This is a genomic window from Occultella aeris (assembly GCF_902703175.1).
In the GTDB taxonomy this organism is placed as follows: domain Bacteria; phylum Actinomycetota; class Actinomycetes; order Actinomycetales; family Beutenbergiaceae; genus Occultella; species Occultella aeris.
The window spans coordinates 1-21,727 of record NZ_CACRYJ010000006.1 but is presented as its reverse complement, the minus strand read 5'-3'; the positions used below and the strand labels follow the sequence as shown (position 1 = coordinate 21,727).

The window sequence follows — 21,727 nt, the reverse complement described above, 5'->3', positions numbered from 1 at the left end:
ATGACCAGCGCCGTGCCGTACTCCTCGCTGCCGGATGATGTCGACGGGCTCGTGTACGAGCACGGGCCCGACTCGGTCCCTCGACCCGCAGTCCTGCCCGGACGCACGATCGAACTCACGCATCGTTCCAGCGACGTCTACCCGGGCACCGTCCGGTCGGTGTGGATTCACATCCCCGCGGCATGCACGGCGACCGAGCCGTCGGCGGTGATGTTCTTCCAGGACGGCTGGTGGTACCTCGACCCCGCCGGCCAGGTCCGGGCCGGCATCGTCCTGGACAACCTCACCAGTGCCGGAGCCATCCGACCGACCGTCGGTGTCTTCGTCGACCCAGGGCTCCGGGCCGACGTCGCCGATCCCCGACTTCGCAGGAATCGGAACGTCGAGTACGACGCGTTCGATGATCGCTACGCGACGTTCCTGATCGAGGAGATCGCACCGCTCGTCCGCCAGCATGTCCGCATCATCGACGGGCCCGACGGGTGGGGCCTCTGCGGCGGCAGTAGCGGTGGCAACTGCGCGCTCACCACAGCGTGGAACCGACCGGACCGGTTCCGCCGGGTGATCGCCTACCTGTCGAGTTTCGCTCAGATGCCGGGTGGCAACCCCTACCCCGATCTCATCTCGAACGCGCCACGGAAGCCGCTGCGCGTCTTCATGCACGCCGCGCGGTACGACCTCGGGCACCACCAGAAGCACCGAAACTGGTACGCCGAGAACCTCCGGGTCTCAGCGGCCTTGGACGAGGCAGGCTATGACCACCGCCTGGTCGTCGGCGACGGCGGGCACAACCCGAATCACGGCGGCGTGCTCCTCCCGGACGCGCTGCGCTGGGTCTGGCGCAATTAGGGTCCGACCCCCGGCCGACTGAACCGGTCGCGATCGCACGAACGGTCTCGACCTTCAAAGCCGTGCCGCGGCGACGGAGCTCAGTCCGAGGTCGTTGAGCGGCAGGTGGAAGCGCTCGTAGGTATCGAACACCGCGACTGACCTGAACTCATTGCGCCGCAGCACCCGCGCGCTCGCGGCGTTGCCCAGCGAGACGCCGGCGAGGATGTCGCTGCCGCCCAACGCGTCGCGCGCATGGACGATCACTGCCCGCACTCCCGCAGCCGCCAACCCCCTGCCCGTGTGCGCCTGGGCCACCCAGTAGCCCAACCCGTACCGGGGGTGGTGGTCGATGAGACGCACCCGGCCCGCAAGAGTGCCGTCGAGTCTGAGCCCGAAGTCGAGATCGCTCCCGTCGCCGAGTTCATCACGCCACTGCTGCACCGATGTATCGAGTTCTCCGGAGTAGTCGCTCCATCGCATCAGGTGCTCGCGGTTGGCTTGGAGCAATTCATGCACAGCCTCGGCGTCGGATGCCGCCAGCGGGGTGAGCGTCAGTTCTTGATGGGTCGTCGTCAAGACACGCAAGGAGTCGGCCCTTCTCTCACAACGAGATGGTTGCGGACGCTAGCCCCTATGGCGCCGGGCGAGCAACAGCATTCCTTCGAAATGCGACGTGGCCTGGTGGTGGACCGATCCGACGCCGAGTCCCGATTCGGACGCGGCGTACCGCACGGCGTCTGCGTAGGTCCATGCTCGTCCCGCTGCGGCGTCGACATCGACGCCGCGCTCCCTTACCGTGCTGAACCGTGACACGTCTGTTGATCCTCGTGAACGGACTTCCGGGCGCAGGGAAGACGACCCTGGCGCACCAACTCGGAAACGAACTGGGCGCCGTCGTGATCTCTAAGGACACGATCAAGGAGACAGTCGCCGACGCCGTCGGGCTCGAGGGCGTCACGGGCTCACACCTGGGGGCTGCGGCCATGGAGATGGCCTGGGCACTCGCCTCGGCGATCCCGGGCGCAGTCATCGTCGAGTCGTGGTGGTTCGCACCGCGCGACACCGACCATGTCCGTGCCGGGCTGGAGCGGGTCGGGGCCGACAAGGTCGTCGAGGTCTGGTGCGACGCGTCCGTCGAACTCGCACGTGCGCGCTACGCGAGCCGTCAGCGGCACGCCCTACACGGCGACCATGAACGACTCGCCGGCGCTTGGGACGTGTGGGCCGAACAGGCCCGACCATTAGGCCTTTGCCCGACCATTCTGGTGACCACCTCCGGTCCCGTTGAACTCGACGACGTCATAGCCGGGATCGACAACGCCGAGGGCCGTGTCCAGTCACGCTCGGCGTGCGTCAGGACCACGGGGGCGGACTATCTGAGGATCGCCGAGGGATGCGCAGCAGCGTTTCCCGATGGCGACGACCCGTTGCGGATCCTGGCTCGCTTGACTGAGGACCTCGGCGAGGTCGCTTCCGCAGTCGCGCACCTCGAACGGCACGGCGCGAAGGTCGCCAAGCACGGAGAACCCGATGTGCAGCAGCTCGCTGACGAGGTCGAAGACCTTGTCCACAACACGTTCGCCCTGCTGCGGACCTACGGTGCCGAGCAGGCTTTTGACCGGGCAGTTGCCGAAACACTCCGTCGTCTTCGGGACTCCGGGCACCTGACGTAAGGCCTGACGCACCCCGCAGGACCTGTAGTCAGGGTGCCTCGATGGGCAACCCGATAACTACCGTCTTGGGATGCCCTATTCGACGGAGATCCCCATTGGTGGGAGGCGGACGGCATCGAGAGAGCATGCGACAGGTCCGTGCCTGCACGCTCGGCCTGCATCGTTCAGGCGTTGGTGACCTCGAGACACTGCTGGATCATGCGGTGCCCCTGCTGCTCGAAGGGCTCGTCGCCCACCTGGTAGGCCCAGGCGGCCGTGCCGATGGCCTCACGAACGAGAGTGCGTTGCCACGCCCCTTGCTCCCTGGGGTCGCTGCCATAGCCGTCCAGGAAGGCAGCCTCAAGATCTGGCCGCCCCTCCCACTCCTGTCGTGCGAGTCTGCCAAGGTCAGTCAGGGCTGGGCGCCACGCCGCTCGCCCGAGGTCGATGACGCGGACGCGCCCTTCGTCGTCCACCAGCCAGTTGCGTGGCTGCCAGTCGCCATGTGTCGGCACGAGTACGGCGGGCGCATGTTCGTGAGTGGCGATGATGCTCCGCAAGTCGCGCTCGGTATCGGCGCCGATGCGATGCTCCCCGTCGAGCCAGCGGAGCGCCTGGGCGTCCATCCCGGCCTCGTAGTCCTCGCTCACCGTCGAGGCTTGCCCATGGAAGGCCGCGAGCAGCTCGCCTGCTTGCCGGTACGTCTTCGGGTCACCTGCAGCGGGAGTGCCCTGGACCAGCGTGCCAGGAAGATAGCTGAGGGCCAGGAGATTGCGGTCATGGTCGGCGCGCAGGAGGCGGTTGACGTGGCCGCCGTCCAGCCACGGCCCGGTCCAGTCGCGGTGCCCGCTGATCTCGCGGCCGATGTGGCGGTTGCCCGGTCCGCCCGCCTTGACCACCACGTCACCGGCCTGGGTCTTCAGGTGCAGGACGACCGTGTCCACCAGGCCCCAACTCATATCCGCAACGACTTCGGCACCAGGGAACCACCGGTCGACCGCCTGCTGCTGAGTCCGCTCGAGAGGCATGCGGTCAATCTAGGAGAGTCCGACCGTGACCGTGAGCGGACTTGCCGATCTCCCTGCTTCCACTGTCAGTCGGCAACCGCCGCGGTTGAACTCGCCTTCCGTGCTGCGGCCTCGACAGTGGCGACGTGGGCTCGCCACCACTCGGCATCATGCAGCGACGGACGAGCGCCGGCAATCGCCCGTGACGCCGTCGAGTTGCTCTCGCAGGATGTCGGCGTGCCCGGCATGACGGTTCGTCTCCGACAGAACATGGGCCACGACATTGACCAGTTTCACCTGCGGTCGTGGCCACCACGCCACGTGACCCGGCGAATCAAGCTCAAGCGAATCGATGGTCGCGTCCGCATGAGCGCACACGCGCTCATAGCGCCGCACGATCTGCGCGCGAGACTCCTCGGCGGTTGCCCACTTGTCCACATCTGGCTCGGCATCCGCGTCCCACCACGGCAGGTGCTCCGGGAACGGCCGGCCGAAGACCTCCCCCAGGTACTTCGACTCGCCCATCGACAGGTGCTTGATCAACCCAAGGAGGTTGGTGCCCGTCCCAGTCATCGGGCGACGCACGTCGTACTCGCTCAGACCCTCCAGTTTTCCGACCATCGCCTCCCGCGCCCACCGCAGCTCGTCATGCAGCGCGGACTTCACCTCGTCGACGTCGGCCATGATGCCATGATTACAGGGCCGCGGGTCCGCGGGCTGGGTTCCCTACCCTGTTGCGATGCGACTGCTGACTGCCCTCAACGACTTCAACGCAGCTCATCCCTGGTCGCACAACGACGCATTCGTGGGCTTCGTGCTGAAGCATGCGCGCGCTGCTCGCAGCCGACGCGGTACCACCGCCGTGGACGTGGGATGCGGCACCGGCAACATGGTGGAGCGTCTCGCCGGAGTGTTTCCCAACGTGGTCGGAGTCGAACCTGACGCCGAGACTCGCGCGATCGCCGCCCGCAGATTCCGCGACTCGAACACCGTTCGGATCGTTCAGCGCCGATTCGGCGAAGAGTCACACCAGCAGTACGACCTGATCCTGTTCGTCGCATCGCTCCATCACATGCCGCTCGGAGCAACACTTCGCCAGGCCCGAACGGCACTGCGACCCGGCGGGAGGATCCTCATCGTGGGAGTCGCGAGGGAGAGTCCAGCCGACAGGTTGCGATCCCTGACGTCTCTCGCGCTCAACCCCCTCGTCGGCTTGATCCGTCACCCCACGCGCGCCGCGCAGCCTCCCGCGAGCATGCGTGCACCCACGGTCGAGGCGACTGAGTCGTTCGATGACATCCGCGCCGTCGCCAGCCAGGTGCTACCGGGTGTTCGGATGCGGCGCCGCCTTTTCTGGCGCTACACGGCATCGTGGGTGGCACCCTGGTGAGTCTTGACCCGGATCCGGAGCCTGTCGGCACTACGTCCCGGTCACCGCGAACGGCACCCAGGGATGTCTCGAGGGCTCAACTGACGATGAGCCATTCTGCGTAGAAGATCCCGAGTCCGGTTGCTACGCACAGGCCGCAGATGATCCAGAAGCGGATCGTGATGGTGATCTGTTCCCAGCCGAGCAGCTCGAAGTGGTGGTGGATCGGTGTCATCCGGAAGAGTCGCTTGCCTACGCCGCCGTTGCTGCGCTTGGTGAGCTTGAAGTAGCTCACCTGGAGCATCACGGCAGTCGTCTGGATGACGAACAGGCCGCCGAGGATGACGAGGAGCAGCTCGGTGCGGGTCATGATGGCCAACCCGGCCAGCGCGGCTCCGAGGCCGAGAGAGCCGGTGTCACCCATGAACAGACGAGCCGGCGACGCGTTCCACCACAGGAAGCCGAAGCAAACGCCCATGACGCATGCGGCTACGACAGCGAGGTCGAGCGGGTCGCGGACCTCGTAACACTGAGCGGACGGGTCCTGTCGACAGCTCTGGTTGTACTGCCAGATCGCGATCAACGAGTAGGCGCCGAACACCATGGCCGAGGCGCCGGCCGCCAGACCATCGAGCCCATCCGTGAGGTTCACGCCGTTGCTCGCTCCGGCGATCATGAGGTTCGCCCAGACGACGAACAGGACCACACCGATGAGCGGACCGAAGTGTGCGAGGTCGACCGCAGTGTCGCGGACGAAAGAGATGTTGTAGCTGGCGGGCGTGACACCGTCACGCGCGAACCTGGAGGCAAGGACGGCGAAGACGACCGCGACGACGGTCTGTCCGATCAGCTTCTCCCACGACCGAAGCCCCAGCGAACGTTCGCGCCTGATCTTGGTCCAGTCGTCCAGGAACCCGACGAATCCGACACCGACCATCAGGAACAGGACGAGAAGGCCCGAGACGGTCGGCGGTGTCCACGTGAGCAGGTGCGCCGCCGCGTAGCCGGCGAGAGAGCCGCCGATGATGACGAGCCCGCCCATCTGAGGGGTGCCGCGTTTACTGTGGTGGCTGGTCGGTCCGTCTTCGCGGATGAACTGGGCCCATCCGCGGCGTGTCGCGAGCGTGATGTAGGAACGGGTGCCCAAGAGTCCGATCAAGAACGCCACGAAGGCGCCGATGACGACCAGCCTCACGGGCGGAAGGCCCGACAGGTCGTCGACCTACTCGTGAGGTGGGGCCACGGGTCCCAGCACATCGTCCTCTGGTCTCCCTCTCGCCGGTACCTTGCGCGGTCGCGCGCCCAACCGCCGCAAGCAAGGGTAGGCGAAAGCACGGTCCGGTCCAGCACAGACACCCCGCGAACTGACCCTGGCCGACTCCTGCGGCAGACTACTGCGCCATGTCGACGAACCGCGCGTAGTGCCCCTGGAAGGCCACGACGATCGTGTCCGTGGGGCCGTTACGGTGCTTGGCGACGATCATGTCGGCCTCTCCGGCACGCGGGGACTCCTTCTCGTACATGTCCTCGCGGTGCAGCAGGATGATGACGTCGGCATCTTGCTCGATGCTGCCCGATTCGCGAAGGTCGCTCATCTGCGGCTTCTTGTCGGTGCGCTGTTCGGAACCACGGTTGAGCTGCGAGATCGCGATCACCGGGACCTCAAGCTCCTTCGCCAGCAACTTCAGCGCCCGGGAGAACTCCGAGACCTCCTGCTGCCGGGACTCCACGCGCTTCCCGGAGCTCATCAGCTGGAGGTAGTCGATGACGACGAGCTTGAGGTCGTGGCGCTGCTTGAGTCGGCGACACTTCGCCCGGATCTCCATCAGCGACATGTTCGGAGAGTCGTCGATGAACAGCGGCGCCTCGGACACACGCCCCATCGCACGCGCCATCCGGGTCCAGTCCTCGTCGCGCATGTTGCCCTTGCGCATGTTCTGCAGCGGCACCTGCGACTCCGCGGAGAGCATCCGCATCGCGATCTCGTTGCGGCTCATCTCCAGCGAGAAGATGACGGACGTCTGCCCGTTCTTGATGGACGCGGCGCGGGCCACGTCCAGTCCCATCGTCGAGTTGTGCGTCGGGATCATGGCGCGAGAAGCCATGTACAAGTGGCTCGGGTGGGCAATCTCGACGCAGCGAACGGGAACCGAGCCCACGCGTCGGACCTGAGTGATGAAGCGTGACAGCCGCCGCGGGGTGGCACGAGTCGCCCTCTCTTTGTGGGCGACCTGCTTCCGCGTCAGGCCGAAGACTTCATCAGCGGTGGTGAAGGTGATCGTGTAGGCGGTGCTGGTTTCCAGCTTCCGGCCGGGGACGGCCTTGCGGGTGAAGCCTGTCCGATAGCCGAGGCTGTGCACGAGTTCTCGCACGTCCGTCGCGAGTCGTTCGGACACCACCGTGAACTGCACGGCGCCTGTCGGACTCACGGTCCCGTCGGTGTCGAGAAGGCCGGCGAGGAGTTCGCGCCGTTGCGATTCGCTCGAGCGTAGGTAGTCGGTCGGGATGTGCTTGTTTCCAAGTACGCCGATGGCTCGGAGCAACCCATGGACCGTGCCGTGCTCGTTATGACATACCTGGCAGCGCCGCATACCCGAACTGGGACGCCCACAATCGGGGCAGACGGGACCTGCGTTCATCCCCTCGATGCCCCTGGCCCGTCCTCCGCACGACCGGCCACATGTCTTCGCCTGACTGGTGCGGGGCACGAACTCGTCCCCACAGACCACACATTCGCGTGACTGGACGGAGGATTTCGGGAGCATGACGGAGTACGTCAGTCCAGAGCCGGGGTGCACCTCGTACCCCAGGCCCTCTATTCGCATTGCGATCTCTGGGTCCGCAGAGGTGTACCGCGCGCTCGCACTGTGACCGTCACCCAGCCAGACGCCGAGCACGTACGGTTCGATGGCTAGGTCGGCCTTCGGCAGTTCAAGGGGACGGCCGTTCGTGACACTGTGGTTCAGTCTCGCGTCTGCTGTCAGGCACCGGACCGAGTCCGCAATCTCGTCCGTAGTGCGCACCTGGGCGAACGTCCGCTGGTTGCGGTACCCGTTGTAACGGGCCGCCGCTGCTTGCGCCGACTTACGCGAGGCCCGAGTCTCGGTGAGCCACTGGTGCTGGGCGTCCGCGACGATCGTGGTGCCATCGTCGAAGGTCACCTCGTAGCACGGCCGGTCAGTCATCACGTCGGTGGCGGCAACCACCTCGGTGGGTGTGCCGTCGGCAGCGATCAGCAGGTCACCGACCGAGACGTCGCCCATCGTGGTCCACCCGGTCGGCGTGGGCAGCGGGGTGTCCAGGGCGAGGGCCTTGCCCACGGCCGGCCTGGCCGCCAGCACGATCATCTGCCCGGGGTGCAGACCGTTGGTGAGTGCGTCCAGATCGGCGAAACCGGTGGGCACCCCGACCATCCCCTCGCCACGGTGGGAGGCGGCGTCGATCTCCTCCATGGTGGAGTTGATGACGTCCTTGAGCGGGACGTAGTCCTCGGCGGTGCGCCGCTCGGTGACGGCGTACACCTCGGCCTGTGCGGTGTTCACGAGTTCGTCGACGTCCCCGCCGTCGGTGGCGTAGCCCAACTGCACGATCCGGGTTCCGGCGTCGACCAGGCGCCGCAGCACCGCGCGTTCGCGGACGATCCGGGCGTAGTAGCCGGCGTTCGCGGCCGTCGGCACCGAGGACAGCAGCGTGTGCAGGTAGGGGGCGCCACCGATGCGGGTGAGCTCGCCGCGCTTGGTCAGTTCGGCGGAGACGGTGACGGCGTCGGCCGGCTCGCCGCGGCCGTACAGGTCGAGGATCGCGTCGTAGATGACCTCGTGCGCGGGACGGTAGAAGTCGGTGCCGCGGAGCACCTCGACGACGTCGGCGATGGCGTCCTTGGACAGCAGCATGCCGCCGATCACGCTCTGCTCGGCGGCCACGTCCTGCGGCGGCGTGCGCTCGAAACTCTCCCGCGCCGGCGACATCTCGGCGACGCTCACCGCGCCACCGCCCGAACCTGGTCAGTTCCGTCGAACGGTGCCAAGACCATCGTGTGGACCGCCTCCCCTGCCTCTTCAATACCGGCTCTGCGAGCCCCGTCGAACATGTGTATCGGCGACCACCGACAACGCCTGCCTCACCGCCCGCGGCGATGGCTACTCCGGCACACCCGCGTGACCGTATGCCTCCCACCATGCCCCCCACAACTCGATGGTGCGCCAGCCTGGGGACGAAGACCCCCTAGGCTGTGGATAGCATGTGGATCACCGCGGAAAAGGTTGTGCACAGGCTCCATCCACTGGTGTGGATAACATCTGAGATCGGCGGGATGGCAACGGATTCGCTGTACCCAAGGTGTGCATAACAATTACTCGGAGGATCGGTGGACGACACGCCGGGTGTACACGCCGATGAGCGGCGGGCCCTCGATCGGCGCATCCTCTCCCTCGCGGTCCCCGCGCTCGGCGCCCTCGTCGCCGAGCCGCTGTTCGTGCTCATCGACTCCGCCGTCGTCGGCCGCTTGGGCACCGCCGAGCTCGCCGGGCTGACGATCGCCTCGACGGTTCTGGTCACGATCGTCTCGATCTTCGTCTTCCTCGCCTACGCCACCACAGGCGCCGTCGCCCGGCGCCTCGGTGCTGGCGACACCAGAGGCGCCCTCGCCGTCGGGCTGGACGGGATCTGGCTGGCGCTCGGGCTCGGTGTCCTGACCTGCGCCGTCGCGATCGGAGTCGCCGAGCCGATCGTCACGGCACTGGGCGCCTCGGCGGACGTCACGCCCCACGCCGTCGCGTACCTGCGCGCGTCGGCGCCTGGGATTCCCGGGATGCTGGTGGTCCTGGCCGCGACCGGGGCTCTGCGCGGCCTCCAGGACACCCGGACCCCGCTCGTCGTCGCGGTGGTCGGCGCGGTCGTCAACACGATCGGGTCGATCACGCTCGTCTACGGCTTCAACATGGGCATCGCCGGGTCCGGACTGGCGACGGCGCTCACCCAGATCGGCATGGGGGTGGTCCTCGCCGCGATCGTGCTCCGGGGCGCCCGGGCTCGCGGCGTGGGGCTGCGGCCCCACCCGGCCGGGATCATGGCGAACGCCCGCGCGGGCACTCCGCTGCTGATCCGGACACTCACGCTGCGCGCGGCGATCCTGCTCACCGTGGCCACCGCCACGAAGCTCGGCGACGCCACGCTGGCCGCACACCAGATCGTGAATGCGGTCTGGGGTCTGACCGCGTTCGCCCTGGACGCCCTCGCGATCGCCGCCCAGGCATTGGTCGGGCACGGACTCGGCGCCCGTGACGTCCGCCAGGTCCGCGCGGTCACCCGGCGTTGCCTGCAGTGGGGCATGGGCGCTGGAGCCGTCATCGGCATCGCCATCGCCGGCCTGGGGTGGTTCGTGACGCCGCTGTTCACCTCCGACCCGCAGGTGCAGCGAGCCGCGGCCATCTCGCTGGTGGTGATCGGTCTGCTGCTGCCGCTGGCCGCATGGCCGTTCGTGCTCGACGGCGTGCTGATGGGCGCCGGCGACGGCCGGTTCCTCGCATGGGCCGGTGTGATCACCCTGGTGGCGTACCTCCCGATGGTCGGAGCGGTCTGGCTCTGGGCGCCCGACGGCGCAGCGGGCCTCGCGTGGTTGTGGGTCGCCTTCGCGGGTGGGTTCATCGGGGCGCGTGCCATCACCACGGGTCTGCGAGCGCGGGGGACCGCCTGGATGGTGCTGGGCGCATAGCGCCTCGGCCGAAGCTCGGTCAGGACACCGAGCAGGTCGTGCTCGGTACCCAGCACGACCTCGGGTATCACGACAGCCGCTTCGGCCTCTCTTCAGGGTGAGACGGGGCGCACGAACGGGCACCCCGGCGGGCCCGACCGGCCTATGCTCAGAAACGTTCCGACCGGGAGGCTCCCCGTGGCCGAAGGCGTCCGACTCGATGGCGTGGCACCGGCCTCGCTGTCGCGCGTGCCCACGGCGGGCGGAGTGCCCCGACCGGCACTGCTGCGTGCCCTCGACGGGATCAGGGCGACGCGCCTCGGGCTCGTCGTGGCGTGGCCGGGGACCGGCAAGACCACCCTGATGGCGCGCTGGGCTCGCGGCCAGGATGGACTCGTGGCCTGGTGCCGGCTGACCCTCGCCGATGCGGACCAGCGCGCACTGATCCGTACCCTCGCGGTCGCCGTCCGCACCGCCGGGGGGACCGGCGCAGCCGTGTCCAGCGCATTGGCCGCACCCGAGCCGGGCACGGCGGCCGGACCCACGAACCGGCCGGGCGAAGTCACCGGCGGACACCCCGCCGTCGAGCCGACCAGCGCCCACGACGTGCTCCGCCTCGTCGACCTGCTCCCGGCGCCCCTGCTCCTCGTCCTCGACGACGTCCACCACCTCGTCGGTACCCCGGCCGAGGCCGAGCTGGAGACCCTCATCCTCGGCACCGGTGACCGTCTGAGGATCCTGCTCGGGTCCCGGACGATGCCCACGTTGAACCTGACCCGCTCGGAGATCCCGCCGCCGGTCGTGCTCACCGGACGCGATCTGCGGTTCCGCATCTGGGACACCGACGCCCTGATGCGCTCGGCCGGGGACGAGCCGCTCCCGCTCGACGACCTGGTCGTGATCACCAGGGAGACGGAGGGCTGGGCCGCTGCAGTGCGCCTGTTCCAGCGTTCCATCGAGGGCCGCCTCCCCGCTGAGCGCCGGCGCGCCGTGCACGCCCTGGCGATGCATGCCGACTACGCCGCCGGCTACCTGGACGCGACCGTGCTCCGTGGGCTCCCCCCGCACCAGCGCGACTTCCTGTCGGACGTGGCCGTGTTCGAGAACCTCAGCGCCGCCCGCGTGGACGCCCACCGCGGAACCAGCACCGGGCATGAGGACCTTCGGGCCGTGGCTCGTTCCCTGCCGCTGCTGATCGATGTGGGCAACGACCGCTTCCGTATGCACCGCGTGCTGCGCCGTCACCTGATCTCGGCCGCCCGTGCCGAACTCGGTCCGGTGCGGACCTCATCCTGGTTCTCCGGTGCCGCCACGATCCTGCGCACCGAGGGCGCCACCCACGAGGCCCTGCGCGCGCTCTGCCTGGCCGAGGACTGGCGGCACCTGACAGACCTCCTCGAGGACGTCGGGCCCGGATCCGTCGACATCCAGGGTCGGCTGTGGACCGACCCGCTGCCCGTGGACCGGATCGGTCCCCCACCCTGGCGCACCATCGCGCGCGCCCGCGCCGCGCACCTCGAGGGACAGTTCGACCGGGTGCGCAACCTCCTGAACGACCTGAGCGACTCCACGAGCCCTGCGGAGCGTGCCGCGACACGGCTGATCTCGTCGGGCGCGGGGGTCTGGTCGACGACGCCGGCCCGCGATCACGCCGACGGGTGGGAGCACTGCGTCCGCGAGGCGAGCAGACGCGACCCGCTGCAGGCAGCCCGGCGAGCGGCCCGGCAGCGAGGTCCGGGTGCCACCCTCGCGGAGGGCATCAGCCTGTTGATCGCCGGCGATCAACGCACGGCGACCGAGGTTCTGCACCGGTGCGCGTCCGACCCCGAGGCCCCGGATGAGATGGCGCTCGCCGCGCGGCTGGCGGAGGTTTCAATGGCCTCCACCCGCCCGACGCTGCCCACCCTCGCCGCGATCGATCGGGTGTACGTGGCCGCCGAACAGGCGGGGCACACTTGGCTGGCCCGGCTCGCGCACGGCGCGATCGTCAGTTTCGACGGCGATGAGCGGTCCCATCGCCGCGCCCAGCAGCTTATCCGCCACTGCGACCGGATCGGCGACGCGTGGGGAGCGGCGATCATCGCCTGGTCACTGGCGCTGTCCTGCCTACGCGCCGGCGGCGTGCATCCGCAGGAGTGGGACGATCTCGGTCTACGCTTCCGGACCCTCGGTGCCACGTCGCTCGAGTCGTGGGCACGGTCCCTGTACGCGCTCACCGCCACCGCCGCCAGGCTCCCGGATGCGACGGCCGACGCGGTGGCGGCAGAATCCTTCGCTCGCACCCTCGCGGTGCCCGGCGCCCTTGCCATCGCGTACGCGACGCTGGCCCGCAGCGGCGCGCCCGACAGTGTTAACGCCGCCGAGATGATGCACCTGGCGACGTCGACGGCCGAGGCAGAAGGATTGCTCGCCCGGCCGTGGGAGTGGTTGTCCTCCACCGCCGTCGAGGCCCACGGCGCCGACCGCGTCGAGTCGATGCATGGCCGTGCCGCCGAGCCTGCGCCGGTCGTCGGCGCGCCGGGCGCCGTTGTATCCGCCGGTCCTCCGGACCGGTCCGCACCGCCGTCCCACGTGGTCGCGGAACTGGACGTGCACTGTTTCGGCGCGTTCTCGATCACGGTGCGGGGCCGCGCCATCGACCTTGGCCAGATGCGTCCCCGGGCCCGCGCCGTGCTGCGCATCCTCGCCCTCAGTGCCGGCCGGCCGGTGCACCGGGAACGACTGGCCGAGGCGCTGTGGCGCGACCTCGACCCGGCCGCGGCGATGCACAACCTCCAAGTCAGCGTCTCCACGATCCGGCGGTGCCTGGAACCGGGTCGCCCGGCCCGTAGCAGCACCCTGCTGGTGCGGGACGGGGAGGCCTACACGCTCCGCCTGCGCAGTTCCTCACGATGCGATGTCGTCGAGTTCGAGGCCGCGCTCCGGACCGCGAACAAGACCCGGAGGACCGACCCGGTTGCGCACGCCGCGGCGCTGCGGCGGGCCCTCGACCTGTATGCCGCGGACCTGCTCCCGGAGGACGGCCCGGCCGAGTGGGTGACCGGCCCGAGGGATCGCTACCGCAGCCAGGCCGCCGAGGCCGCCGCGGCGCTCGGCACGCTTGAGCTCGCCGACGGCAACCTCGAGGCGGCGACCTCCGCGGCCAACCGCAGCATCGAGCTCAACACCTTCCGCGACGCGTCCTGGCAACTGCTGATCGACGCGCTGCACCGGTCTGGCGCGGCCGCGGAGGCCGAGCGCGCGCAACGTGGCTACGCACGGATGCTCGCCACCCTCGGCGTGCCCGCGGACACTACTCGCGTCCTCGGAACTCTACCTCTGCCAGTGCCACGAACGACTCGGGGCTAGGCGCGAAGGTGTCGACGATGGTCAGCCGCACGGCGACCACGTTCTCGATCACGAGCTCGACGCTCTGCGCCCCGGCTCGGTCCTCGAGCACGATCTCCTCGCTCTCCTGAGCTCCGGTGGACGTGGTCGTCGTGACGGTCAGCGTCTGCGGCCGGTCCGCAGCCAGGAAGTCCTCCTGCACGGTGGACTGGCCCGGCGTGATCAGGATCCGGACCATCCGGAACGGCTGGGCGAACGTCATGTCCACCCACTCGCCCACCCCGGGTCCCGGCGCCGCCGGTGTCCAGGCCCGGTCGAAGGTGCCGTCGCCGATGTTCGTCACGGGTGTCTCGGCCCCCTGAGTCGAGGCTGTGAATCCGGTCGGATTCACGGCGGTATTGCCCTGGGCGCGGTCCAGTACGGCCTCGTAGGCCCGCTCGAGCTCGGGCCGGAAGTAGAGCCCGACAGCGGTGAGCAGGCCGAGGATGACGACGGTGCTGACGAGCTTCGTGGGGAACCGGCGTCGCCGGGTCTTGGGCCGGGTGCCGGCGACCGGCCCGGGCTTGGCGTCGGGGCGCAGGAGTCGCCGCCACCAGGACCGGCTCGGCTGCACCTTCGCCTCGGCGAGGCTGGTGCCGCACCGGCGGCAGAACTTGCGGGTGGGCACGTTCCCGGTGCCGCAGCTGCCGCAGATGAGATCGCCGGGCGCGGGCGGCGGCTCGTCCGCGGGGACCGGTCGCGGCGCCGGGCGGGGCTTGGCCGCGCCCGGCCGCACCGCCATCGGTGCGCCTGGTGCTCTCGCGGCAGGCTCGTCCGCGCCGCCCGGGCGGGGTGCGCCGGGGAGTTGCCCGCCGGAGGAGGCGGTGGGTTCGGCGGTGCTCCGGGTGGTTCGGCGCCTGCGCTGCACCGGCGGCGCGACGAGCGCGGGAGCGATCGCCGCCGCCGGCTTCGCCTGCTCGATGGTCTCCCGGGTCGGGGTGCCGTTCGAGTGGGGCTGGTCGGCCCGGCGGGCCGGGCTGTCCTCGACGCCCGACGGCGCAGCCTCGCCAGTGCCGGATGGCACAGCCGCGTTCGTGCCCGACGGCGCATCCTCGCCAATTCTCGACGGGGTCGTCTCGTTCGTGCCCGGCGGCAGCGTCTCCGCCGGGTCGGCCGTGGCGTCGGCGGCCGGTCGCGGCACCGGCGCGTTCCCAGCGCTGGCAGCCGTGGCGGCGGCGGTCGCCGCGGCGTCCTGCCCGGTCCCGGGCACCGGTTCGGCGGTCGTGCGCTGCTCTGCCCGGGGTGCGGGCTCAGGAACCGGCGCCGGGTCGGGAGCCGGCGGAGGAGCAGGCGCCGGCTCGGGCTCGGGCTCCGGCACCGGTTCGGGCACGGGCTCCGGTTCCGGCACGGGTACGGGCACGGGCACGGGCCCGGGAGCGGGTTCCTGCTCGAGTTCGGGCTCAGGTTCCTCCTCGAGCCCGGGCTCAGGTTCGAGTCCATGCTCGTCGGCCGCGGGATCCTCCCACTCCAGGTAGGTGCCGCAGCCACCACAGAACTGCTCCCCGACCTCGTTGCGGGTGCCGCATTCGGGACAGATCACCATCAGGCCACCTCCACGATCTCAACGACGTGTGGCACGTGCGCCGGTTTGACGTCACGCACCACGCGATCCACCCGGCGCAGGTCGACGGCGTCGACGTCGGGCACCTCCACCGTCACTGTCAGCTCCGCGGGCGAGCGCCCCGGCAGGTCCGCACCCGGGGTTCGCGACCAGATGGTGCCGCCGGAGTCGGTCACGGTGACCTCGCCACCGGTGACCAGCCGCACGGCCAGCTCCACCCCGGCCACCGTGCCGCGACGGCGGTGGATCTGAGCGGCCTGCGCCACGATCTCGCGCTTGCGCTCGACCGACCAGGAGTCGTCCACCTCCACCCCCACCCAGTCCGCCAGCCAGTCCAGGAAGTCCTCCGGCGCCAGGTGCGGGTCGATGTAGGTCCACAGCGAGTCCAGCGTGGTGAACGTCGGCGCGAGCACCTCGTCCAGCGCCTGGGTGAACAGCTGCATCATCTCGTCATCGCCGTACACACCGGGCAACCGGGAGGCCACCGGGACCACCGGGACGAGCCCTGGGATCATGCCGCGCATCTCAGTCCCCCGCCGTGACACGGACCTGGTGGCGGTAGGAGAACGCCAACGCGTGCTGGTCCAGCTCGATCCGCTGCACCGGCTCGCCGCGGCGGGATGTGATCGGGTCCGCCGCGAACAGCTTGACGTCCTCGACCAGCTCCGTGCCGGGCAGCCGCTGCAGCACGGCGTACACCTCGCCCGCCTGGACCGGCCTTCCGAACGGCCACCCCTCGCCGTCGAGCCCTCCGGTGAGTGGGTCGAAGTAGGCGTTCAGGGCTCGGACGGCGTCCCGCTCGAGCACGTGCGCCGTCGTCCGTGGTCGCGGACTCAGCCGGGCGACCACGGTGACCCCCTGATAGAACGGCGGCTCCACGAGCACGCGCACGCCCACGGGCCGCCGGTCGTCGAGGTAGGCGGCCACGGCGGCGAGGTCATCGGTGGAGGGCACCATGTCCTCGAACCGCAGCTGGCCCTCGTCGTCGGGGACTGCCGACGGGACCACGAGCACCCGCACGCCGCCGGCGTCGTCGTCCCCCACGGCGGGCACGCACCGGACCCTCGCGATGCCGGGCGCCGCCGCGCGGGCTAGCTGTTCGTAGTCCTCGGCCGTGATCGCCCGGTCCCGGGTCCGCAGCGCCAACGGTCCGCGCAGGCGCGCCTCGGCAACCGACTCCGCGGCCACGCCGCCGAGTGCGGGGCGCCGGTTCTCGACCCGGTCCACGAACGGGACCGTGGCACGCATCACGCTGATCGTCCGGGCGCCGACGTTGCCGGCCGGGCCGCCCCCGGTGCGGTAGCTGCGCACCCGCAGCGGCGCGCCCTTGGGCGGCACGGCGCCGTACCCGCGTAGCGAGCCGTCCACCTGACGCACCGCCGGACCGAGGTGCACCGCCCCCTGCGCCCGGTCGACCCAGAAGACGTGGTCATCGGGACCGGCACCGGCGAACGAGTCCACCTCCGTCCAGCGCTGCCAGCCACCGCCGTCGGCCACATCGAGCTCGATCGGCGGGCCGCCCGCCACGACCGGGCGGTGCTCGAGCGGGAACACCTGCGCGGGCGTGCCCTCGGACAGGCCGAGCACCTCCTCTTCGATGGTCTCCGCGTGAACCACCGCCACCGTGCCGCCGATGGTGAAGGCGCTCGCGGCGCTCATGGTCGGGGAGGCGCTGTAGAACGGGTAGCCCTCGTCCGCCGGGATCACCCGGCATCGCAGCCAGCCGGCGCGGATCCGCCCGATGACCGAGGCGGTGTGGGTCTCGGGGACATGCACCACGACGTCCCCGGCCCGGTTCAGCCCGCCGGTCCCGTCACTGTCCAGGTCGCACCCGACCCAGCGCCGTCCGTCCCAGGCCTCCCAGACAAGGGGAGGGTTCCGCGGGTCGACGCCCACGCCCTGCACGTCGCACTCGAAGCGCAGCACGACCGCGCACGACGGCGCCGGCTCGTCGAGGCCGAGGAGCAGCACATCGTCCTCGACCGGCGTCCCGGAGAAGACGTCGAACCCGTCCCCGCCGAGCAGGTCGTCGTCGCGGGACAGCGGTTCGTCGTCGGCGCCGTGGGTCAGCACGTGCGCGAGACGGCGCGGCGGCACCTCCAGCGGGCGGACGGTCGCGAATCTCGTGGCCGGGTCGTCCTCGGTGCGCAGCGTCGAGACCTCGAACCCCTCCGGCACCCCGACCGTCTCCGGCTGCTCGGCGGAGAGCCAGAACGTGGCGTCCGCCGTGGCCGCCGTGGGTGGGAGCAGGCTCATCCCGAGCAGGTCCAGGAACGTGAGGTAGAGGCGGTCCGGGACCCGGTTGAGCCGGTAGAACAGCTCGTCGGTCATGAACGCGACCGTCTCGATCAGCGTCACCCCGGGGTCGGACACGTTGTGGTCCGTCCACTCCGGGTTGTGCCGTTGGACCATCCGCTTGGCGTCGTCGACGAGGTCCTGGAAGCGGCGGTCGTCGAGGTTCGGGGTAGGCAGCATGTCAGGCTCCGGCCTCGTCATGGGTGGGGATCACGTAGAACGGGAAGACCAGGTTGCGCGGCTCGTTGGTGCCGCGGACGGAATAGACGACGTCGACGTACAGGACGCCGTCGTCGACGGCGTCGAACCGCACCACGACGTCCTCGAGGTCGATGCGGGGCTCCCACCGTTCGAGCGCGACTCGCACGACGTAGGCGATGTCGCCCGCCGTCGCGGCGTTCGCCGGTGCGAAGACGTAGTCGTGGATGGCGCACCCGAACTCCGGGCGCATCGGCCGCTCGCCCGGCGAGGTCGCCAGGATGAGCCGGATGGCCTCCTCGATCTCCCGGGTCTCGCGGACCAGCGCGACCCGGCCGGTCCGGTCGAACCGCAGCGGGAAGGACCAGCCTGCTCCAACGAACTCCTGACCCATTCCCGCCTCCCGCCTAGTTGATCTTCACGAGGGCGCCCCGGATGGTCGCCATGGCGCCCGCGGAGAGCTCTGCGGAGGCTTGACCGTTCACCTTCACGTTGGCTGCAGTCAGCTCCGCCGTTGCCTGGCCGGCGACCTTCACGGTGGCGCCCCCGGCCTCGAATCCGGCGCTGGCCTTGAGCTTGATGTTGATCGCCTCCATCGCGATGTCACCGCCGAGGCTCTTCAGTGAGATGTTGTTCTGCGCCTCGACCGTGATGGCCTGCTTCGCCTTGATGCTCACCGGCCCCTCGGAGAAGATCTCGATGCCGGCCTGCTGCTTCTGGGTGAGGGTGATGCGCTGTTGGCCGGCGTTCGTGCTGATCACGAGGGACTCCCCGGCCGGCGCCTCGAGGAACTCCACGAGCATCCCGGTGCGCGAGACGAAGGCCCGCCGGGTGACCTTGCCGTCGCTGCCGACGTGCGCCGACCAGGCCTTGTCCGGACGGTCCGGGCCGTTGTACAGACCGCCGAGGATGTACGGGGAGCCGAACTCCCCCTCGGCGAACGCGACCAGCACCTCGTCGCCGACCTCCGGCAGCACCACCGTGCCGCGCGCCGCACCCGCGCCCACCTGCACCAGGCGGGCCCACTCGCTCTCATAGTCGCCCGAGTAGGTCGGGAGCTTGATCTTCACCCGACCCAGGCCGTCCGGGTCCTTGAGGTTCGTGACGATCGCCGGGATCACGCCCGACCGGACCGCCGAGCGGTCCTCACCGCGGGTGATCCCGAACAGGGACCGCTCGGAGGCACCGGACGCGGTGAACGACGTCCGGAACCCCTCAGCCGTGAACTCGTGCCGGACCTGGGTGAGCGTGTAGGTCCCCTCGAAGGTCTTCCCCACCCCGACCACGCGCACGGCGACGCCGGCCGCGAGCGCCGGGTTGCCGAACCCGCCGCCCTCGATCTCGGCGAACCCGCCGCTGATCCGCTCGGTGAGCGCCGCCGCCTCTCCGTCGCACTCCGCCTGGGTGCTCAGCGCGGCGCGGGAGACCACGTGGCTGGCGGCACCGACCGTCGACGCGAGCTTGGCCGGGCCGTCCGCTCCGGCGAGCGTGGCCACCCGGGTCTGCGCGGTGGCCAGCCCGACGAGTTCGCGCTTCTGGCTGGGGTCCCAGCCGCGGACCTCGACCTTGGGTACCTGACCGGCGGAGGTCACCGTGGCCCTCACCCACTCGAGGTCGACACCCCGCTCGATGACCAGCGGGTTGTCGCGCCCACCGGGCGCGGGCGCGGACGAGGAGTCGGTCGGGGCGACGAAGTCGAGCCCGCCGTCACGCACCTTCGCCCGGGCGCCGACCCGGTCCCCGATCCTGGCGAGGAAGTCCCAGTCGCTGATCCCGTCCTGGGTGATGTGCGTGAAGATCGGCTTACGCACGTCGATCTTTCCCACCCTCAGCCCGTGCGCCCCGGCGATGGTGGAGACGATGTCACCGGGACCGACGTTCAGGTAGGCCTTGATCCGGGTGCCGTGCTGGAGCTTGTGGGAGGCGTCCAGCCCACGCACGATCGCGAACATGCCGGTCGGCCCGAGCTCCGTCTCGAGGGCGGTGACGTCACCGGTGAGCAGTTCCGTGGGTCCGCCGGGACCGCTGGTCTGCACCTTCAGGGCGATCTTTGACCCGATCTTCAGGCCGGCCTTCTCGATCAGGTCGGCCTGTGGGTCGGCGAAGCGCAGCGAGAACACGGCCGGCAGGCGGATCGCGTCCTCGATGTGCCCCGACACCAGCGCGGCCGCGAGGAGCGGGGACAGTGGCGACCCGTCCACGGTCACGATCAGGCTCGACGTGAAGGTCTCAGTCGCCGGCACGGGCCACCTCCCGCGCTCGCTCACCGCGAGGCAGGGCCACGCGCGGCAGTTCGTCGGCCGCGGGCAACAGGAGCCGGCGCCCGGGCCTGAGCCGGACCGGGTCGTCCACCCCATTGAGCTCGGCCACCGCGCGCCAGAGCGACGGGTCCCCGTACTCGGCGTAGGCGATGCCGGCGAGCGTGTCCCCCGCCCGGAGCACGTGCTCCCGGCGCGGCACGAGCCCGCCCGACGTGGGGTTCTGCCCCGGTTGCTCCCCGGCGATCTCGTTCAGGGTCACCGTGCACGTGGCCCGCACCGGCAACCCGGCGGACGTGAACAGGGTGTAGGTCGCCGTGACGGATTCGATGTAGGCGAGGAACCCGGTCAGGGCGCCCCACCGGAACAGCACCCACGGAGGGGAGGCCTTCTTCTGCCCGAACGACGCCGATGTCGGCACGCAGCAGGTGAACAACCGCTCGACCTTCTTCACCACCGAGGAGTCCAGCGTGTCCGAGGCGTCGAAGAACATCTCCAGCGTGAGCGAGGTCGGCTGCGGCCCGGTGTACTGCGGGGGTCCGGCCCTCTTGTTGCCGGTGGCCGGGCTCTCCTTCCACACGGCTCGCTTCGACAGACTCAGCTCCTTGGGGTTGAACTGGAAGTCGATGCGGTCCAGCTTCGGTCCCGGCTTGGACAGCGAGCCGTCCAAGGAGGGCTCGTGCAGTTGCAGGTAGGCGTGCTCGAGCCGCGCGGGGGAGCCGGCACCACCGGCCCCGGCGGCCTCGAACGCTACGGGTGCGGGGGGCATGACGTCCTCACTTCGATCCAGGGGCGAGGAACCCGTGGTGGGCGATCTCCACCGACTCGGTCAGCACGGCCGGGGAGTCGGGGTTGAACGTGGGGCCCGACCAGCGGACCGGAACGATGTCCATGAGCCCCCAGCTGGCGATCACCCGCCCGTCGACGGTCTTCGCCTCGATGGCGCCGGTGCGGCGCTTGTACCCCTTGGCGATGGAGGAGAACCACTCGGCGACCTTCGTGGTGTCCTTGCCGAGCGGACGGGACAGGGTGATGTTCGGATACTTCAGGCGGGTCGGCAGCTGCCATGGGTTGCCGTTGTTGCCGCCCTCCTCGCGCACCTCGATCACGACCTCGCAGCCCAGGCCGCTGCACGAGCTGAACGAGCCGAGGTCGACTCCGTCGAGCTTGACGGTGTACTGCACCCCGATGCCGGTCTCGATGTCTTCAAGCATGTTCGTCCTCTCCCTACCGCAGGTCCGTGCGCATGCCGCGGCGTTCGCGGTCCACGAGCAGTTGCGTCCGAAGCCGTCGCAGGATCGGGCCGGCCAACCGATCTGCCAGTTCGTCGACGGCGCCGGCGGACAGGTCGCGCAGGCCCGCCGACCCGCCGTCGGGCGGTGGGTCCGAGCGGGAGACCGTGGTCGCCCGGGCTGTCGCCTCCGGCACGGTCCGCTCCGGTGCGCCGGCGGGCGGGACGGTCCTGGCCATGCCGAGCCCCGCAGCGCCACCGCGGCCG

General features: G+C 70.0%; 18 protein-coding genes. 5 read left to right on the top strand and 13 right to left on the bottom strand.

Going from position 1 to position 21,727, the window contains the following annotated elements; all coding sequences use genetic code 11:
* Complete coding sequence (locus HALOF300_RS01425; protein ID WP_156738873.1) at positions 1-849, top strand: alpha/beta hydrolase; 849 nt, start codon at positions 1-3, stop codon at positions 847-849.
* Between the two features lie 54 nt (positions 850-903).
* Here HALOF300_RS01425 and HALOF300_RS01420 read toward each other — a convergent pair whose 3' ends face one another.
* Positions 904-1,407 (bottom strand): GNAT family N-acetyltransferase, encoded by a 504-nt coding sequence (locus HALOF300_RS01420; RefSeq protein ID WP_197522217.1) that lies wholly within the window; start codon positions 1,405-1,407, stop codon positions 904-906.
* 230 nt (positions 1,408-1,637) lie between these two features.
* Here HALOF300_RS01420 and HALOF300_RS01415 point away from each other — a divergent pair, with 230 nt between their 5' ends.
* Positions 1,638-2,504: an AAA family ATPase gene (locus HALOF300_RS01415; protein WP_156738871.1), complete on the top strand. Its 867-nt coding sequence runs from the start codon at positions 1,638-1,640 to the stop codon at positions 2,502-2,504.
* Positions 2,505-2,668: 164 nt separating this feature from the next.
* Here HALOF300_RS01415 and HALOF300_RS01410 read toward each other — a convergent pair whose 3' ends face one another.
* Positions 2,669-3,511 (bottom strand): phosphotransferase enzyme family protein, encoded by an 843-nt coding sequence (locus tag HALOF300_RS01410; protein ID WP_156738870.1) that lies wholly within the window; start codon positions 3,509-3,511, stop codon positions 2,669-2,671.
* A 147-nt stretch (positions 3,512-3,658) separates the two neighbouring features.
* Complete coding sequence (locus HALOF300_RS01405) at positions 3,659-4,174, bottom strand: DinB family protein (RefSeq protein ID WP_156738869.1); 516 nt, start codon at positions 4,172-4,174, stop codon at positions 3,659-3,661.
* 121 nt (positions 4,175-4,295) lie between these two features.
* On the opposite strand from HALOF300_RS01405, the gene HALOF300_RS01400 reads away from it, so the two are divergent.
* On the top strand, positions 4,296-4,880 hold the full coding sequence (locus HALOF300_RS01400; RefSeq protein ID WP_197522216.1) for a class I SAM-dependent methyltransferase: 585 nt from the start codon (positions 4,296-4,298) through the stop codon (positions 4,878-4,880).
* Between the two features lie 76 nt (positions 4,881-4,956).
* Here the strand turns inward: HALOF300_RS01400 and mraY are convergent, their stop codons facing one another.
* Together mraY and dnaB are read right to left on the bottom strand one after the other, a co-directional pair.
* Positions 4,957-6,054 carry a phospho-N-acetylmuramoyl-pentapeptide-transferase gene (gene mraY / locus HALOF300_RS01395; RefSeq protein ID WP_156738867.1) on the bottom strand — a complete coding sequence of 366 codons (1,098 nt, stop codon included), beginning with the start codon at positions 6,052-6,054 and terminating at the stop codon, positions 4,957-4,959.
* Between the two features lie 196 nt (positions 6,055-6,250).
* Positions 6,251-8,827 (bottom strand): replicative DNA helicase, encoded by a 2,577-nt coding sequence (dnaB, locus tag HALOF300_RS01390; protein ID WP_156739062.1) that lies wholly within the window; start codon positions 8,825-8,827, stop codon positions 6,251-6,253.
* 398 nt (positions 8,828-9,225) lie between these two features.
* On the opposite strand from dnaB, the gene HALOF300_RS01385 reads away from it, so the two are divergent.
* Positions 9,226-10,572, top strand: coding sequence for an MATE family efflux transporter (locus tag HALOF300_RS01385; RefSeq protein WP_156738866.1), 1,347 nt, complete (start codon positions 9,226-9,228; stop codon positions 10,570-10,572).
* A gap of 177 nt (positions 10,573-10,749) precedes the next feature.
* Positions 10,750-13,899: a BTAD domain-containing putative transcriptional regulator gene (locus tag HALOF300_RS01380; RefSeq protein ID WP_156738865.1), complete on the top strand. Its 3,150-nt coding sequence runs from the start codon at positions 10,750-10,752 to the stop codon at positions 13,897-13,899.
* On the opposite strand, the gene HALOF300_RS01375 is transcribed toward HALOF300_RS01380, so the two are convergent.
* The 8 genes from HALOF300_RS01375 to HALOF300_RS01340 all read right to left on the bottom strand — a co-directional run.
* The gene (locus HALOF300_RS01375) at positions 13,844-15,460 is read right to left on the bottom strand and encodes a zinc ribbon domain-containing protein (protein ID WP_156738864.1); all 1,617 of its coding nucleotides are present in this window, start codon (positions 15,458-15,460) and stop codon (positions 13,844-13,846) included. The two genes, HALOF300_RS01380 and HALOF300_RS01375, sit on opposite strands and share 56 nt — an antisense overlap.
* Positions 15,460-15,993, bottom strand: a complete 534-nt coding sequence (locus HALOF300_RS01370; protein ID WP_231954948.1) for a phage tail protein I — start codon at positions 15,991-15,993, stop codon at positions 15,460-15,462. Before HALOF300_RS01370 ends, HALOF300_RS01375 begins: the two co-directional genes overlap by 1 nt.
* Positions 15,994-16,003: 10 nt before the next feature.
* Positions 16,004-17,953: a putative baseplate assembly protein gene (locus tag HALOF300_RS01365; protein WP_156738862.1), complete on the bottom strand. Its 1,950-nt coding sequence runs from the start codon at positions 17,951-17,953 to the stop codon at positions 16,004-16,006.
* A 1-nt stretch (position 17,954) separates the two neighbouring features.
* The gene (locus HALOF300_RS01360) at positions 17,955-18,365 is read right to left on the bottom strand and encodes a GPW/gp25 family protein (protein WP_156738861.1); all 411 of its coding nucleotides are present in this window, start codon (positions 18,363-18,365) and stop codon (positions 17,955-17,957) included.
* Between the two features lie 13 nt (positions 18,366-18,378).
* Positions 18,379-20,214 carry a VgrG-related protein gene (locus HALOF300_RS01355; RefSeq protein WP_197522215.1) on the bottom strand — a complete coding sequence of 612 codons (1,836 nt, stop codon included), beginning with the start codon at positions 20,212-20,214 and terminating at the stop codon, positions 18,379-18,381.
* Positions 20,201-20,998, bottom strand: coding sequence for a CIS tube protein (locus tag HALOF300_RS01350; protein WP_156738859.1), 798 nt, complete (start codon positions 20,996-20,998; stop codon positions 20,201-20,203). Before HALOF300_RS01350 ends, HALOF300_RS01355 begins: the two co-directional genes overlap by 14 nt.
* A gap of 7 nt (positions 20,999-21,005) precedes the next feature.
* Positions 21,006-21,443, bottom strand: coding sequence for a phage tail protein (locus HALOF300_RS01345; protein WP_154796413.1), 438 nt, complete (start codon positions 21,441-21,443; stop codon positions 21,006-21,008).
* A 13-nt stretch (positions 21,444-21,456) separates the two neighbouring features.
* On the bottom strand, positions 21,457-21,727 hold a 271-nt coding region (locus tag HALOF300_RS01340), incomplete at its 5' end, for a hypothetical protein (protein WP_231954947.1).

Excerpts from the sequence above, each read along its gene's own strand:
- HALOF300_RS01425 (WP_156738873.1), top strand. The coding sequence starts at position 1 with ATGACCAGCGCCGTGCCGTACTCCTCGCTGCCGGATGATGTCGACGGG.
- HALOF300_RS01410 (WP_156738870.1), bottom strand. The coding sequence starts at position 3,511 with ATGCCTCTCGAGCGGACTCAGCAGCAGGCGGTCGACCGGTGGTTCCCT.
- HALOF300_RS01405 (WP_156738869.1), bottom strand. The coding sequence starts at position 4,174 with ATGGCCGACGTCGACGAGGTGAAGTCCGCGCTGCATGACGAGCTGCGG.
- dnaB (WP_156739062.1), bottom strand. The coding sequence starts at position 8,827 with ATGTCGCCGGCGCGGGAGAGTTTCGAGCGCACGCCGCCGCAGGACGTG.
- HALOF300_RS01375 (WP_156738864.1), bottom strand. The coding sequence starts at position 15,460 with ATGGTGATCTGTCCCGAATGCGGCACCCGCAACGAGGTCGGGGAGCAG.
- HALOF300_RS01370 (WP_231954948.1), bottom strand. The coding sequence starts at position 15,993 with ATGATCCCAGGGCTCGTCCCGGTGGTCCCGGTGGCCTCCCGGTTGCCC.
- HALOF300_RS01365 (WP_156738862.1), bottom strand. The coding sequence starts at position 17,953 with ATGCTGCCTACCCCGAACCTCGACGACCGCCGCTTCCAGGACCTCGTC.
- HALOF300_RS01360 (WP_156738861.1), bottom strand. The coding sequence starts at position 18,365 with ATGGGTCAGGAGTTCGTTGGAGCAGGCTGGTCCTTCCCGCTGCGGTTC.
- HALOF300_RS01350 (WP_156738859.1), bottom strand. The coding sequence starts at position 20,998 with ATGCCCCCCGCACCCGTAGCGTTCGAGGCCGCCGGGGCCGGTGGTGCC.
- HALOF300_RS01345 (WP_154796413.1), bottom strand. The coding sequence starts at position 21,443 with ATGCTTGAAGACATCGAGACCGGCATCGGGGTGCAGTACACCGTCAAG.